11 protein-coding genes and 1 tRNA gene are annotated in these 15,274 nt (G+C 71.6%); 9 read left to right on the top strand and 3 right to left on the bottom strand.

Annotation, left to right across the window (positions count from 1 at the left end):
* Positions 1 to 7: 7 nt before the first annotated feature.
* From VEL82_02905 to VEL82_02865, 9 genes are all read left to right on the top strand, one after another.
* Positions 8 to 811: an ABC transporter ATP-binding protein gene (locus VEL82_02905; GenBank protein ID HXW66815.1), complete on the top strand. Its 804-nt coding sequence runs from the start codon at positions 8 to 10 to the stop codon at positions 809 to 811.
* On the top strand, positions 808 to 2,487 hold the full coding sequence (locus tag VEL82_02900; GenBank protein ID HXW66814.1) for a hypothetical protein: 1,680 nt from the start codon (positions 808 to 810) through the stop codon (positions 2,485 to 2,487). The genes VEL82_02905 and VEL82_02900 overlap by 4 nt, the downstream gene beginning before the upstream one ends.
* Positions 2,484 to 5,150, top strand: coding sequence for a valine--tRNA ligase (locus VEL82_02895; GenBank protein HXW66813.1), 2,667 nt, complete (start codon positions 2,484 to 2,486; stop codon positions 5,148 to 5,150). Before VEL82_02900 ends, VEL82_02895 begins: the two co-directional genes overlap by 4 nt.
* A 102-nt stretch (positions 5,151 to 5,252) precedes the next feature.
* Complete coding sequence (locus tag VEL82_02890) at positions 5,253 to 6,164, top strand: aldo/keto reductase (GenBank protein ID HXW66812.1); 912 nt, start codon at positions 5,253 to 5,255, stop codon at positions 6,162 to 6,164.
* On the top strand, positions 6,136 to 6,828 hold the full coding sequence (locus tag VEL82_02885) for an HAD-IB family phosphatase (GenBank protein ID HXW66811.1): 693 nt from the start codon (positions 6,136 to 6,138) through the stop codon (positions 6,826 to 6,828). The genes VEL82_02890 and VEL82_02885 overlap by 29 nt, the downstream gene beginning before the upstream one ends.
* A gap of 41 nt (positions 6,829 to 6,869) precedes the next feature.
* Positions 6,870 to 7,487 (top strand): translation initiation factor IF-2 subunit beta, encoded by a 618-nt coding sequence (locus VEL82_02880; protein ID HXW66810.1) that lies wholly within the window; start codon positions 6,870 to 6,872, stop codon positions 7,485 to 7,487.
* 6 nt (positions 7,488 to 7,493) lie between these two features.
* On the top strand, positions 7,494 to 8,462 hold the full coding sequence (locus VEL82_02875) for a presenilin family intramembrane aspartyl protease PSH (protein HXW66809.1): 969 nt from the start codon (positions 7,494 to 7,496) through the stop codon (positions 8,460 to 8,462).
* A 22-nt stretch (positions 8,463 to 8,484) separates the two neighbouring features.
* Positions 8,485 to 9,423: a deoxyhypusine synthase gene (locus VEL82_02870; protein HXW66808.1), complete on the top strand. Its 939-nt coding sequence runs from the start codon at positions 8,485 to 8,487 to the stop codon at positions 9,421 to 9,423.
* 58 nt (positions 9,424 to 9,481) lie between these two features.
* Positions 9,482 to 9,555, top strand: a tRNA-Lys gene (locus VEL82_02865).
* Between the two features lie 168 nt (positions 9,556 to 9,723).
* Here VEL82_02865 and VEL82_02860 read toward each other — a convergent pair.
* The 3 genes from VEL82_02860 to VEL82_02850 form a co-directional block, all read right to left on the bottom strand.
* A complete protein-coding gene (locus VEL82_02860; protein HXW66807.1) occupies positions 9,724 to 12,762 on the bottom strand; it encodes an AAA family ATPase in 3,039 nt (1,012 codons plus the stop codon).
* Positions 12,763 to 13,033: 271 nt separating this feature from the next.
* Complete coding sequence (locus tag VEL82_02855; protein ID HXW66806.1) at positions 13,034 to 14,653, bottom strand: MFS transporter; 1,620 nt, start codon at positions 14,651 to 14,653, stop codon at positions 13,034 to 13,036.
* Between the two features lie 4 nt (positions 14,654 to 14,657).
* Positions 14,658 to 15,194, bottom strand: a complete 537-nt coding sequence (locus VEL82_02850; GenBank protein ID HXW66805.1) for a MarR family transcriptional regulator — start codon at positions 15,192 to 15,194, stop codon at positions 14,658 to 14,660.
* Between the last annotated feature and the right edge of the window lie 80 nt (positions 15,195 to 15,274).

The following is a 15,274-nucleotide window of genomic DNA, read 5'->3' as shown; positions in this document are numbered from 1 at the left end:
TACGTTCGTGGCGCCAGGCGAGCCGCCCCCGACGGGCCCGCCGCTCGTGATCGAGGAGCTCTCCATCGCCTACGGCGAGCGACGCGCGGTGGACCGGCTCTCGCTGGCAGTGCGCCCCGGCGAGATCTACGGCCTCCTCGGGTCGAACGGCGCGGGAAAGTCGAGCACGATCAAGGCGATCGTCGGCCTCGTGCCCCCCTCGGCCGGCCGCATCCGCGTCTTCGGGTTCGACGTGGTCGCGGACGGGCTCTCGGCCAAGGCGCGGATCGGCTACGTTCCCGAGACCTCGCTGCTCTACGAGGCGCTCACGCCGCGCGAGTTCCTGGAGTTCGTCGCGAGCGTCCGCGCGCTGCCGGAAGCGGTCGCCTCCGAGCGCGCCGCCGGCTACGCGAGCGCCTTCCGCCTCGAGGCCGAGTTCGACGAGCCGATCTCCTCGCTCTCCAACGGGACCCGCCAGAAGGTCCTCCTGATCGCCGCGTTCCTCCACCATCCTCCGTTGCTCGTGCTCGACGAGCCGCTCAACAGCCTCGATCCGCGCTCCGTCCGCCTCATGAAGGAGCTGCTCGCGCGCTACGTGGGGAGCAGCGGCCGAGGCGCCCTGTTCTCGACGCACACCATGGAGATCGCCCAGCAGCTCTGCCACCGCGTCGGGATCCTCGATCACGGCGTCCTGCGCGCGGAGGGCTCGCTCGCCGATCTGCGCGAGCGCGCGGCGCGCGGCGACGCACCCCTCGAGGACGTCTTCCTGCGGCTCACGCGCGAGGACGAGGGCCTCGATGCGGCCCTCCGCGCGATGGAGGGCCGCCGATGACCTGGCGGGAGGCCCGTCGCATCAGCTCGGTCGCCTTCGGGGAGGTCTGCCTGCAGGCGGTCTACGCGTTCCGGCAGGGCAATCTGCCGACCTCGGTCGACACCTCGAAGGCGGCGGCCCTCGCCCGGCGGCGAGTGGTCCAGAGCAAGATCCTCGTGGCCGGGGTGCTCACCCTGATCACCGCCGGTGGCGCGCTGGTGCTCCATCTCGCCCCGCGGCTCGCCGAGGGGCCGTTCTTCGGCGTCCCGGTCGCCGTGCCGGTCGTGGAGGCCGGCGTCCTCACCGGTCTGCTCAGCCTCGACGTGGCGTTCCTGTGGTGGACGGGGCTCCAGGTGCTGCCGACGCTCCTCGCGTCGGGAGTGCTCGCGGTGCTCGAGCCGTTGCCGATCGACGCCCGGACCCTGGGGCGCGCCGCGGGGTTGCTCTACCTTCGTCTGTTCGACCTCCCCGCGATCGCGGTCCTGGTCGCGACCCCCCTGTTCGTGGGCGAGGTGCTCGGCCCGCTCGCCGGGATCGCGACGATTCCCGGCGTGCTCGCGGCGATCGTCTTCGCGCTCGCGCTCGCGCTGCTCACCGGCCGCGCCTTCGTGCGGCGCGTGCAGGGCTCGCGCGGGGGAGGGGGGCGCGCGATCGTGCGATGGGCCTACCTCGTCCTGTGGCTCCTGCCCGCGTTCGCGATGTTCGCCTTCGTCGTCGCCGCGGGCGGGTTCTTCGCGCTGCTCGCCGCGACGCTCGCGAGCGGCCCGTCGCTCGCGCGCGATGCGCTCCTCGCCGCGTTCCCCTTCACGTTCGCGACCCTCCCGCCGCTCTTCGCCGGCGGACGGGCGGGCTTCGGGCTCACCCCGGACGGCCTCGCGATCCTGTGCGCGGCGGCGGGCAGCTACCTCGCGGTCGCGATCGGCGGGTTCTCCTGGTTGATGGGCGCCGTCCGCCGCGTCGGCCTCGCGCCACCGCTCGCCGCGCGGGAGTTCGTCCCCCCGCGCTTCGCGCTCGCGACGCACGGCGCCGCCCGCGCGGTGCTGACCAAGGATCTACGGATCTCGAGCCGGACGCCGGGCTACGCGTTCCTCGTGCTGCTGCCGTGCCTGGACGCGGTCGTGATCGGCCTCTTCACGTTCGTCGCCGCGCCCTCGTCGAGCGACGCGCGCGAGATCGCGATCGGCGCCGTGACGACCGCCGCGCTGCTCGCAACCTTCTTCGGCCCCGCCTTCTTCGCCATCGAGGTGAATGCCTACGCCTACGGGCGCACGCTGCCGCTCGGCGACCGGGCGATCGTCCTCGCCAAGGCCGGCCTGATCGCGGCGATCTACCTCGTCGCGAGCGGGCTCGTCCTCGGCATCACGCTCCTGAGGATCTTCGAGCCGACGCGCTTCGTCGCCTTCATCGCCGCCGAGCTGCCCGCGGTCGTCGCGGCCGCGCTGCTGGAGCTTGGCATCCTGTTCCGCCGCTCGCGGTCCCGGGGCCTGCCCGTCGCGAACCTGTACGCCGGCGCGTGGTGGGCGCTCCTCGTGTCGATCCCGGGGGTCGTCGCGGCCGGCGCGCCGCTCGTGGCGTTCCACCTCCTCGCCAGCTCCTCGATCGACCTCGGCCTCGCGGGCATGGGCGCCGTCGCGATCGCGGAGCTCGCCCTCGCGGCGCCCCTCGCCCTGGGCCACGATAGGAGGCGTCCGATCTGACGGACCCCGGCCTTCCGACCCGCTTCGACGCCGCCGCGATCGACGCGCGCTGGCAGGAGGCCTGGGAGCGGGCGGGGATCTTCCGCGCGAAGGAGCGGCCCGACGGGCCGACGTTCTCGATGGTCCTGCCGCCACCGAACGTCACCGGCGTCCTGACGCTCGGCCACATGCTCGGCGACAGTGTCATGGACGCCCTCGTGCGCCGGGCCCGGATGCAGGGACGTGCGACCCTCTGGGTCCCGGGGGTAGACCACGCCGGCCTCGCGACGCAGGTCGAGGTGCGGCGGCGGCTCGCGAAGGAAGGGGTCCGCTTCGAGGAGTTGAGCCGCGAGGCCGCGCTCGCCGAGCTCGAGCGCTGGCGGGCGGAGCACGAGCGGCGGATCATCGAGCAGACCCGCGCCGGCGGTTTCTCGGTCGACTGGAGCCGGTTCCGCTACACGATGGACCCGGCCAGCGTCCGGGCCACCCGCGACGCGTTCGTCGCGCTGTACCGCGACGGCCTCGTCTACCGCGGCGAGCGGATGGTCAACTGGGACCCCCGGCTGCGGACCGCGATCTCCGACCTCGAGGTCGTGAACACCGAGGAGGAGACGACGCTCGTCCACGTCCGCTACCCCTTCGCCGACGGCGGTCTCGGCGGGATCGAAGTGGCGACCGTCCGCCCCGAGACGATCTTCGGGGACGTCGCCGTTGCTGTCCACCCGGACGACCCGCGCTACGCCGACGCGGTCGGCCGGTACGTGAGTGTCCCGATCTCCCACCGGCGCGTGCCCGTGATCACCGATCCCGCGGTGGACCCGACCTTCGGCGCCGGCGCGCTCAAGATCACGCCGCGGCACGACCCCGTCGATCGCGAGATCGCCCTCCGGCACCCCGAGCTCGCGACGCCGGTCGAGATCTTCGACGAGAGCGCCCGCCTCACGGGCGCCGGCGTCCCCGCGGAGTTCCACGGCTACGAGCGGGAAGAGGCGCGCGCGAAGGTGATCGCCGCGCTCGATCACGCCGGGCTCCTCGTCCGATCCGAGCCCTACCGTCACTCGATCGGGCGGTCGGAGCGCTCGGACGCGGTCGTGGAGCCGAGGCTCTCGACGCAGTGGTTCGTGCGGATGGCCCCGCTCGCCGCACCGGTCGTGGCCGCGGTCCGTGCCGGGGAGATCCGGATCCATCCCGAGCGCTGGAACCGGGCGTTCTTCCGGTGGATGGACGGGATCCAGGACTGGTGCATCTCGCGCCAGATCCTCTGGGGGCATCCGATCCCCGTGCACACGTGCCGTGCCTGCGGGACGGCGAACGTCGCGCTCGAGACGCCGACGCGCTGCGAGCGCTGCGGCTCGAGCGAGCTGTCGCCCGACCCGGACGTGCTCGACACCTGGTTCACCTCCTGGCTCTGGCCGTTCGCGACCCTCGGCTGGCCCGAGCGAACGGAGCTGCTCGAGCGCTACTACCCGACGAGCGTCCTCGTCACGGGCCGCGACATCATGTTCTTCTGGGTCGCCCGGATGATGATGAGCGGCTACCGCTTCCGCGGCGATCGCCCGTTCCGCGACGTCTACTTCACCGGCATGGTGCAGGACGAGACGGGACGGCGGATGTCGAAGCACCTCGGCAACTCCCCCGAGCCCCTCGACCTCATCCGCGAGCGCGGCGCGGACGCGCTGCGCTTCGGCCTTTTGTTCCCGAACCCCGCCTCGGAGGACGGGCCCTTCGGGATGGCGGTGCTCGACGGGGCCCGCAACTTCCTCACGAAGCTGTGGAACCTCGTCCGCTTCGCCGCCCCGCACGTCTCGGCCGGGGGCGACGCGGTGCGCGACGCGCCGTCGTTGACGCGGGGCGCGCGTCTCGAGAACCGCTGGGTCCTCTCGCGTTACCGTCGGGCCGCGGAGGAGTCGGAAGCCGAGCTCGACGGCTTCGAGCCCTCCCGGGCGGCCGCGGTCCTCTACCGCTTCGTCTGGCACGAGCTCGCGGACCGGTACGTCGAGATCGCCAAGGACGCGCTCGCCGGCCGACAGGGTGAGCCCGCGGCCCGCGAGACGCGCGCCACGCTGCGGTTCGTGATCGACCGAACCCTGCGTCGTCTCCACCCGTTCGTCCCGCATCTCTCCGAGGAGCTCTGGCATGCCCTCCCGCACGACGGCGAGTTCCTCGCGACGGCCCCTTGGCCCGCCGCGGACGAGGTCGCGCCGGACGCCGAAGCGGAGCTCGAGATGGAGACCGTGCTCGAGGCGGTCCGACTGCTGCGCAACCTCCGGGCGGACGAGGCGATCGCCGCGCCCGCCGTGCCGGCCGCCTGGATCCGCCCGTCGGGGCCCGAGGTCGCCCGGGTCCTCGAGCGGGAGACGGCGACCGTGACGCGCCTCGCACGGGTGGGCCCGCTCGAGTTCCTGTCCGCCGGTGCCGCTTCGCCTCCGGGCGCGGCGGGGCGGGTGGCGGAGCTCGGCGAATGCTACCTGGCCCGACCGGCCCCGGCGGCCGGGGAGACCGAGGCGCTCGAGCGCGAGCGCGCCAAGCTCACCCGCCTCCTCGACAAGGAACAACGCCGGCTCGCGGACGAGGGGTTTTGCGCCCGCGCGCCGCCCGAGGTCGTCCGCGCGACGAGGGACAAGGCCCGGGAGCTCGCGGAGCGGATCCGGCGCATCGACGAGCACTTGAGACCGGGCGTTTAGGGAAGCCCCGTGCCCGCCCGAACCCGCCCCTCCCGAACCCGAGATCGCGCGGCCGCGCCCCGCGCGAAGAAGCCCCCGGCGCCCACCGGCCTCCCCGGGACGATGCCGCTCCCGGGGTCGGCCAAGCCACACCCCGCGCTCGGCGTCGGACTGTGGGCGCTCGGCCGCTGGGGTCCCGAGGACGAGGCCCGGACGAAGGCCACGATCGGCCGCGCCTGGGAAGCCGGGCTCCGCTGGTTCGACACCGCCGAAGTGTACGGCAACGGCCGCAGCGAGCGCGTGCTCGGCGAGGTCCTGCGCCGGGCGGCCGGTGAGGCCCCCGAAGCGTTCGTCGTGACCAAGGTCTCCTGGGAGCACCTGCGGCCGGAGCAGGTCCGCTCGAGCCTCATCAACAGCCTCGAGCGGCTCGGTCGCCGCTCGGTCGACCTCTACCTCGTGCACGCGCCCGATCCGCGCGTGCCGCTCGCCGAGACGATGCCCGCCCTCGAGGCCGCCTGGAAGGACGGGCGGGTGGGCGCGATCGGCGTATCGAACTTCTCGGTCGAGGAGCTCACGGCGGCGGCGGAAGCGCTCCGGGAGGCCCGCATCGCGGTCAACCAGGTCCGCTACAACCTGTTCGACCGGGACGAGGCCGATCCCGTGCGGGAGTACTGTCGGGCGCACGGGATCCTGATCGAGGCCTACTCACCGCTCGCCCGCGGGCTCCTGCACGGCCGGTACCTCGACGGCCGCTCGGTTCCCGCGGAGGTGCGCCGCTACGCCCACCGCCTGTTCGAGCCGGATCGCCTGCCGACGGTCCTTGAGCGCACCCGCGCGCTGCGCGAGCTCGCCCGGAGCGCGAACGTGCCCCTCGCGTCGATCGCGCTGCACTGGCTCGCCCGCCAGGGCGCCGCGCCGGTCGTGGGGATGACCCGGCCCGAGCAGGTCGACTCGAACCTCGCCGCCTGGGCGATCCGCCCGCCGGACCGGGTCCTCGACGCGGCGGATGCGATCGCGCGGGGCGAACGTGCTTAGGCTGGTCGCGCTCGACATGGACGGGACCCTCGTCGACGTCCCGAGCTCCTGGGCGATGGTCCACGCGCACTTCGGCGACGCGAACCCCGAGGGGCTGCGGCGGTTCATGGCCTACGAGATCGACGATCTCGAGTTCATCCGTTCGGACGTCCGGATCTGGTGGCGCCACCGACCCGACCTGTCGCTCGGCGAGATCGGGCGGATCCTCGACCGCGCGCCGTTGATGCCGGGCGCCTCCGAACTGATCCGCGGCCTACGGGCCCGAGGAGCGCGCACCGCGATCGTGAGCGGAGGGATCGACCTGCTGGCGCGTCGGATCGCCGACGAGCTCGGGATCGACGTCGTCCTCGCGAACGGGTTCCGCGTCGACGCGGCCGGCCGCCTGACCGGCGAGGGCATCGTCCGCGTCCCGATCCACCGCAAGGCCGACGTGCTCGCCGACCTGCAGGCCCGGCTCGGGGTGGACCCGTCGGAGACCGCGTCGGTCGGCAACTCGGAGATCGACGTCGGCCTGTTCCGCCGCAGCCGGATCGGCGTCGCGTTCCGGCCGGAGGACGACGCGGTCCGGCACGGCGCGAGCGCGATCGTCGAGGACGGGAGCCTCGAGCGGGTGCTCGACGTCCTCTCCGCGTTCCCGTCGGACCCCGCGCCGCCGTCCGCCTGAGGATATCCTTTTACCCGAGCCCACGGTCCCCGCGCGTCCCGATGGAGAGCTACCAGTCGCTCCTCGAGCGCGCGCGGGCGAAGCTGCCGCCCGTCCAGATCGGCAGCGACCGGTTCCAGGTGCCCGAGCCGGACGTGATGACCGACGGCAAGAACACGGTCGTCCGCAACTTCCAGGAGATCGCCGGAGTGCTGCGCCGCGAGCCCGACCACGTGATCCAGTACCTGGCGAAGGAGCTCGGCTGTCCCGGGGTGCTCGACCTGCCCCGCGGCGTCCTCAAGAGCCGCCTCACGAAGGACCAGATCGCGCTGAGGATCCGGGAGTACACGGCGAAGTACGTGATCTGCTCGGAGTGCAAGCGGCCCGACACGCACCTCGAGAAGCAGGGTCGGCTGACCCTGCTCGTCTGCGAGGCGTGCGGGGCGCAGCGGCCCGTGACCGTGCGCCGCGTGGTCGCGCCCGAGCGTCCGAAGACCCCGGTCGTCGTCGGCGAGGTCTATCGCCTGACGATCGAGGACGTCGGCCGGCGCGGGGACGGGGTCGCTAAGAAAGAAGGGTTCGTGATCTTCGTGACGGGCGCGAACCAGCGCGGGACGACCGTCAACGCGAAGGTGACCAAGGTCCTCGGCAACAACGCCTACGCCGTGGTCCAGCCGTAGCCGTACATGCGGAGCCTCCGCTGGATCGGGCTCCTCGCGCTCTACGTGGGCGCCCAGGCGGTCGCGCTCCTGCTCGCCGACCCGTTCCGCTCCGCCGGCCTGACCTCGTCCTCCAACCCCCAGAGCCTCGCCGGCCCGCTCGAGATCATCGTCATCATCGTGGTGGCGCCGCTCGCGATCCTGTTCATCGCCCGGCGGCAGGGTGGGATCTCCGCCCTGCGCCACCTGATCCTGCTCGGGATCGCGGCGTCGCTCTACGTCACCCTGTACGCCACGTTCGCGATCTTCCCGCCCGGGCTCGTCCTCCTGCCGCCGACCGCGGCCGAGGTCGTGATCGATCCGGCGCTCGTGTTCGCCGCGATCGTCAGCGCCTCGCTCTACCTCGCGCTGCTGATGGAGCCGCAGTGGTACGTCATCGACCTCGTGGGCTTCCTCGCCGCGGGCTCGCTGATCGCGATCCTCGGCATCTCCTTCGCGATCCTGCCGGCGTTCATCCTGCTCGTGGCCCTGCTCGTCTACGACGCGATCGCCGTCTACGGGACCAAGCACATGGTGAGCCTCGCCGAGGTCGTGACCGACATGAAGCTGCCGATCCTGATGGTGATGCCGGAGTCGGCGGGCTACGACTACCCCGGCGCCCCGAACCTGAAGGCGGTTCGCGCGCAGCCCGTCGAGCAGCGGGAGGCGCTGTTCATGGGCCTCGGCGACGTCGTGATCCCGGGGACCCTGGTCGTCAGCGCGTTCATCTGGCTGCCGAACGCGCCGGTCGTGTGGGGGCTCGGGGGCAACCTCTGGGCGGGCCTCGGCGCGCTCCTCGGCTCGCTCGTCGGCTACGCCGTCCTGATGCGGATCGTGCTGCGGGGCAACGCGCAGGCCGGGCTCCCGTTCCTCAACGGCGGGGCCCTCGCCGGGTACATCGTGGCCTACCTGCTCGTCTTCCACTCGTTCTCGCTCGGCTTCGGCACGGGCATTTAAGCCTCCGGGCCTCGGCCCGAGCGTGCCGCGACGCGTCGAGGACCTCGAGGCAGGGGACGCGCCGTCGCTCGACGTCCTGGTGCGCCGCATGGACGCGGCGGGCGGGTTCAGCGCGAAGCAGGTCGCCGAGGGCGTCGACCTGCTCGCCCGGATGCTCGGCGACCGGTCGATGACCCGGTTCCTGTCGTTCCCGGCGGCCCTCATGGCCACGGGGACCCGCGGGGTGCTCGCGGGCCTGGTGCGCGAGGGCTACGTCGACGCGGTGATCACGACGTGCGGCACCCTCGACCATGACCTCGCCCGGTCGTTCCGGCCGTACTATCACGGCGCCTGGGACCTGAACGACGTCGCGCTGCATCGTCGCCACCTCTATCGGCTCGGCAACCTCGTGATCCCCGAGGCGAACTACGGCCGGATCATCGAGCGCAAGATGCGGCCGATCCTGCGCCGGCTGTGGGCCGACGGGACGCGGTCGCTCTCGAGCGCGGCCCTCGCCCGAGCGATCGGCGCCGCGATCCCGGCCTCGGCGCGCTCGAGCCTTTTGCGGGCGGCCCACGACCGCCGCGTCCCCGTCTTCGTGCCCGGGATCACGGACGGTGCCGTGGGCTCCCAGCTGTGGCTCTTCTGGCAGGACCACCGGGCCTTCGCCCTCGACCTGTTCGCCGACGAGCAGGCCCTCAGCGACCTCGTCTTCGAGGCGCGGCGGAGCGGGGCGATCCTCCTCGGTGGCGGGATCTCCAAGCACCACACGATCTGGTGGAACCAGTTCCGGGGCGGGCTCGACGCCGCCCTCTACCTCACGACCGCGGTGGAGTGGGACGGCAGCCTGTCCGGCGCGCGGACCCGCGAAGCCGTCTCGTGGGGCAAGGTGAAGCCCACGGCGCGCCACGTGAGCGTCGAGGGCGACGTGACCGTTCTGCTGCCGCTCATGGTCGGCGCGGCGCTCGAGCGGATCCGGTGAGGCGCCCGGCTCGCTCCGAGGCTTTATCTCCCGGGCGCAGGTCCGAGCGAGCCGTCGTGGGCCCGTAGCTCAGCCCGGTAGAGCAGGCGGCTCTTAACCGCAAGATCAGGGGTTCGAATCCCCTCGGGCCCGGTTTCGATTCCTCCCGGATCCGCCCTTGGGAAGGTGGGTGTCGGGCGATCTCCGATCTCGACTCGTCGTGGCTCCGGGGGCGCGCCCCGGGAGCCGACGGGGTGGCCGGTACGAACGGCGACCGGCTCGGCGCTACGATACTCCGCGGCGCGATCGCGGGGGGCGTGGCTACAGGAATCCTGCGCGCTCCGCCATCTCCACGGCACGAGACAGCATTTCCGCGGCCTGAGATTCACTCGCGCTCTCCGTGGCGCGAACCGCTTCGCTGACCAGAGTGTGCAATGCCGGAGGAAGCGGTTCCTGCGAGGGCGCGAGCAGACCCCGAGCGAGGTCGATGGCGCGTCCGGTCTCCTGGCGGGAAAGACTCAGGGCGATCATCGGCCACAGCGCCATCCAGTCGACCGGATACCGTTCGGGCAGGTTCGCCCATGTGCGGAGGGCCGACTGGCCGAGTACGTCCACCCGGTCGTATTCCCCGGAGCGCCACCGGATCCATGCGTCGTTCGCGTCGGCGAACGCCTCGTACTCCGGCAGACTCGCCTTCTGGGCGGCTTCTCTCGCGGACGGGACGAGGCGACGTACCTCCGCGACATTCCCGCGCCGTCGCTCGGTCGCGAGGAGGTAGTTGAGCGCGCGGGAGATGAGGGTGACGTCCCGGACCTTCTGGGCGTACTCGATGGTCTTCTGAAACGCCGCCCGGCTCTCTTCGAAGTCCCCGTGCCAGTACTGGAAGAACCCGAGCATGAAGTCGTGCTCGGTGTCCGTTTCGGCCTCCCCGCGGAGCGAACGCTGCGCCTCCCGGATCTCCCGTGCCGATTGGGCGAACCGGAACGTCTCGTCGGTGACCGTTCGGTCTCGACGCCATCCGTGGCGAGCCTGCAGGTAGCAGAACGACACTCGCTCGTCCGGGATTCCTCTCTGCTCGACGGCGGGGCCGAGGCGAGCCAAGACTCGCTCCCGTCCGGCCGTGTCGTGCAGCCAGTACATGACGTCGAAGAGAGCCCACTGGACCTCCTTCCACGCGGTCCACCATGCCTCGTGCCGCGCATCCGGGGCGATACGTTCGAGCATCGCCTCGGCGGCCGTGAGCTCGCCCTGCGCACCGGAGTAATCGTTGGTCCGTTCGAGCGACTCCGCGTCCAGGGCCAGGAGACGCGCCGCCCCGACCGGATCCCGGGCGCCGGCCAGGGCCGAACCCCGCAGGTAGCTCGTGCGGGCATCGACAAAAGCGGCCAGCTCGTACTGCTCGTTCCCCATCGCCTCGTAGACCTGGACACCCCGAGCCTCCCAGTCGGCATCGCCCGGAGCCGAGGCGAGGGCGCGATCCACCAGCTCCGCCCCCTGTCGATATGCGTCGATCGCCCGGTCGCGCGCGAAGACCTCCCGGGCCCGGGTGCCGGCGCGGAAGAAGTACTCGAAGGCCTTCTCGGGACGGTCGCCCCGCAAAAAATGCTGCGCTAGCTCGGCCGCCCGATCGTCGGCCTGAGCTCCCAGTCGCGCCTCCAGGATCTCTCCGGCCCGACGGTGAAGACGTTGTCGACGGACGAGCGAGAGCGTCCCGTAGAGCACCGCCTGGACCTGCTCGTCGGCCAAGCGGTAGACGACCCGCCCGGGGGAAACCTCGCGCTCGACGAGAAGCCGTGCGCGCAGGCCGGCCTCCGCGAGAGAGAGCAAACGAGTCTCGTCCATGCCACAGAGCTCCGTCCAAGGGTCGAACTCGAACTCGTTGCCCAGGACCGAGGCCGACTCGAGTACCCCCTGGAGCTCTGGCCCGAGTCGGCGGATCCGCCGCAGGACCGTCTCCCGCACGGTCGAGGGAATCGTGATCGTCGACCCGGGCCGGATCGTCCAGCCGGCCGGTGTCCGGACCAGCCCTTCCTCTTCGGTGAGGGACCGCAATACCTCCTCGACGAAGAGCGGATTTCCGCCGGTCTTCTCCGCAATCGACGTCGGCAGATCGGGAGCGACCTGGGCCCCTCGAAGGGCGGCTTCCACCATGGAGCGGGTGTCGTGAGGGCCGAGGCGGCGCAGCGGGATCTCGGTGAGTATCCGTTTCATCCGCAGGTCGAGGAGGCCGCGGAGCAGGGGGTCGTCCGCGTTCAGCTCCTGGTCGCGATAGGTCAGCACCACCAGGACCGGGACCTCTCCGATTCGCTGGCTGAGATGCTGGAGCAACGCGAAGGTTTCCGGATCCGCCCACTGGAGGTCGTCCAGCAGGAGCGCGAGCGGGGCCTGCCGTGCGAGGTTTTCGAGAAAACGGGAGATCCCGGTAAAGAAGTGGAGGCGCGCCGCGTCGGGAGCGAGTGCCGGCTGCGGAGGGAGGGGACCGAGCCGCTCGGCCATCTCCGGAACGAGGCTCGCGAGCTCGCGGGCGCATCCTTCGGCGGCCTGATGGACTGTGAGCGAGGGGGCGTCCCGGAGAAGCTCGCGAGCGAGCTGGGCCCACAGCGCGTATGGGCCGATCTGGACGTTTTCGAACCCGCGCGCCCGGGCGATCCGAAACCCCTGGCGGGCCGCCAGACGGAACGCCTCGTCGGAAAGTCGGGTCTTGCCGACTCCCGATTCGCCCACGATCGACACCATGGCTCCGTGCTGCTGGGCGGCCCGCGCGACCGCCTCGCGAAGGCCCTCCAGCTCCGTGGTCCGATCGGTGAACGGCGTAATGCCGGCGGCGGGAGCGGCGTGCCAGGGAAGGTCGAGGCTGTAGACGGCGATGGGCGTGTCGATGTTCTTCAGGAGGACGTGCTCGAGCTGGGTCGCCGTGTAGGGAATCTTGCGGGCCACTTGCTCGAAGACGGTCCCGCTGAACGCTACGCCCGCGGGTTCTGCCAGCGGCTCGATCCGTGCGGCGATGTTGACCGTATCTCCCAGGACGTCGTCCCCCTCGTGGACGACGTCCCCGACGTGGATGCCGACCCGCGCCTCGAGCTTGGGTCCCGGCCGGCTCGCATTCGACGCGGACAACTCCTGCTGAAGTTCCACGGCGCATTCGGTCGCCTCCAGCGCGCTCTCGAATTCAGCGAGGGCGCCGTCTCCGAGGGTCTTGATCAACCGGCCCCGATGCCCTTCGACCTGACGTCGGACCCGAGCCTGAAGGTCGCGCGCATATTCGAGGGCGAGCGGCTCGTCGCGCTGGCTGAGCGCGCTGTACCGGATCATGTCAACGAAGAAGATCGCCGAGAGGCGCCGGGTTCCCGGGGGCACCATTCGTGACGGGAGACGATTCTTGCTCTATCTAATTCATCCGATGATGGGGGGCGGCGGAGGAAGGCCCGTATCGAACCGTCGGGGTCGGACGGGTGTCACCGAGGCCGCTTCGCGAAAGGACGCCTGAACCTTGGTCCGGTTCCAGGGATCCAGCCCAGGGCAGCGACCGACGCGAACCGGGAATCTGCCGATCGCCGGGACTCGACCGGCGGGTGAGTCGAATTCCCTCGCGCCCGGCCGCGCCCTCGACGCCGGGCGCCCGTTCCGCACGCTAGGGCGCGGCCGGGTCGGCCAGCGGCGTACCCTCCACGGCCGGGGCCGGCGCGGGATCCGGAGGCCCGGGCCCGGCGGCGCGGCGGGCGTGGGGAGGCAGCACGGGCAGATGGGCGAATCGGCTGTGCCGACGGGGGCCCAGGACCTCCTGCCCGAAGAGGATCGTGATCCCGCCGACCAGCATCACCGCCGCGGCGATCCAGAACGCGTACTGGAAGGCGAGGTGGGCGGGCACCCCGAAGCCCGCCCAGGGCCCCGAAGTGAGGACGAACGTGGCGAGCAGCGAGCCGGCGATCGGGGCGCCGACGCTCCCGCCGATGTTGCGGAAGACGTTGTTCATCGCGGTCGCCTGCCCCATGTCCTTGGGGTCGACGGTGAGGATGAGCAGATTGATGACCGAGGCGTTCAGCATCGCGATCCCGGCCCCGATCACCGTCTCGTAGAGCAGGGCCTGGGAGAGGGCACCCGCCGTCGAGACGAGATAGAAGCCGAGCGCGGTCACGACGGCGCCGCCGAGGGCGAGCGGCTTAACCCCGACGCGCGAGACCGTGAAGCTCACGACCGCCGCGACGACGATCATGGCGAGGGCGAGCGGAACGATGTAGAGGCCGGCGGTGAAGATGTTGATCGTCGGGAACGACCCGTTGTAGCCCCCCGAGGCGGGCGGGAACTCGAACTGGTAGATCAGCGAGAACAGGGCCACGTACATCGCGAGACCGACCACGGTGAGGACGAGGTTCGTGACGAGGACGTTCCGCTCCCGCAGCAGCCGGCCGTCGATGATCGGCTCGCGGTTGCGCCGCTTCCACCAGCCCTCGTAGAGCGCGAACGGGACGAACAGGGCGATCCCGACGCCCAGGAAGCTGAGGGTCGGCGCGGAGGTCCATCCCCACAGCTGGCCCTGGGCGAGCCCCGTCACCACGCCGCCGAGCCCGCCCCCGAGGAACGCCGCGCCGACGTAGTCGACCCGGGCGTTCGGCCGTCGGTACGACGACTCCCGCACGAAGAGGACGACCAGGATCGCGAGCAGCACGACGAACGGGATCGCGGAGTGGTAGGTGACCCGCCAGCCGTAGTTCTGCGAGATGAACGACCCGGCCGGCAGGCTCACCACGAATCCGACGCCGAACATGGCGCTGAGGAGCCCCTGGGCGCGCGGGACGAGCTCCCGCGGGAACTCCTCGCGCACGAGGGCCATTCCGAGCGGAAGGATCGTGAGCCCGATCCCCTGGACCGTGCGGGCGGCCACCATGAAGGAGAACGTCGGAGAGAAGCCGGTGACGGAGACCGCGGCGGCGTAGGCGAGCATGACGGCGCTGAGCACCTTGCGCTTGCCGTGGATGTCGCCGAGCTTCCCGATGACGGGCGACAGGGCCACCCCGGCGGCGGCGTAGGAGGAGATGATGAGGCTCGCCTGCGCCGTGTCGACGTGGAAGTCGGACTGGATCGTCGGCAGCGACGGCGTGAGCATCCCCTCGATGTACAGGACCACGACGACGATCGCGGCGAGAAGGACCATCACGCGATTGGCGTACGCGCGATCGAAGGTCGCGAGCGTCTTCGGCGCCGGGGTCGGGGGGCCGGCGTTCGAGGGCGGCGCGTCCTGCTCGGCGGCCATCCGACTATCCGCTCCGGCGATCGCGACGCCTCGTCCCGGGCGGGGTCCGCGATCGCGGCCGACCCCGCGGAGCGAGGTCCGCCGCGGGTCCCATGCGTCGGACGATCCGCTCGAGCGTGTCCGCCGCGGCCCCGAGATCCTGCTCGGACACCCCCCGGCAGAAGGCTCGCCATCGGGCGCGGGCCCCGCGCTCGACCCGTGCCCCCAGCCGGCGACCAGCCGGAGTGAGCGAGATCAGCACCTGTCGTCGGTCCGTCCGGCCGTGGACGCGGGCCAGGTAGCCGGCCTCTTCGAGGCCGTCGAGGAGCCCCGTGGTGGCGGAGGGAGAAACCCCGATCGCGTCGGTCCATCGGCTCACGGGCATCGGTTCGAACTCCCGCAGGCCGACGAGCACGAACAGCTGCGGCAAGGTCAGACCGAGCGCCCTCGCCTCCTCGCGCCCGTGCTTGATCCGGTTCCGGACCAGTCGACCGACCGTCCGGGCGAGCCGGTCCGCCGGGTTCGGGGGCCGACCGGCCGAGCCATCCGACGTCGAGCTCATTTAGTTCGGTAAGCGAACAATTTGGAAACAATATAAAATTGTCGGCGATCCGGCCGACGAGCGGCCTCGCCCCCGGGGAC

Source organism: Thermoplasmata archaeon (assembly GCA_035622275.1).
Taxonomy (GTDB): domain Archaea; phylum Thermoplasmatota; class Thermoplasmata; order Lutacidiplasmatales; family UBA184; genus Lutacidiplasma.
The sequence above is the reverse complement of the archived record's forward strand: the minus strand, read 5'-3'. Positions and strand labels throughout refer to the sequence as shown.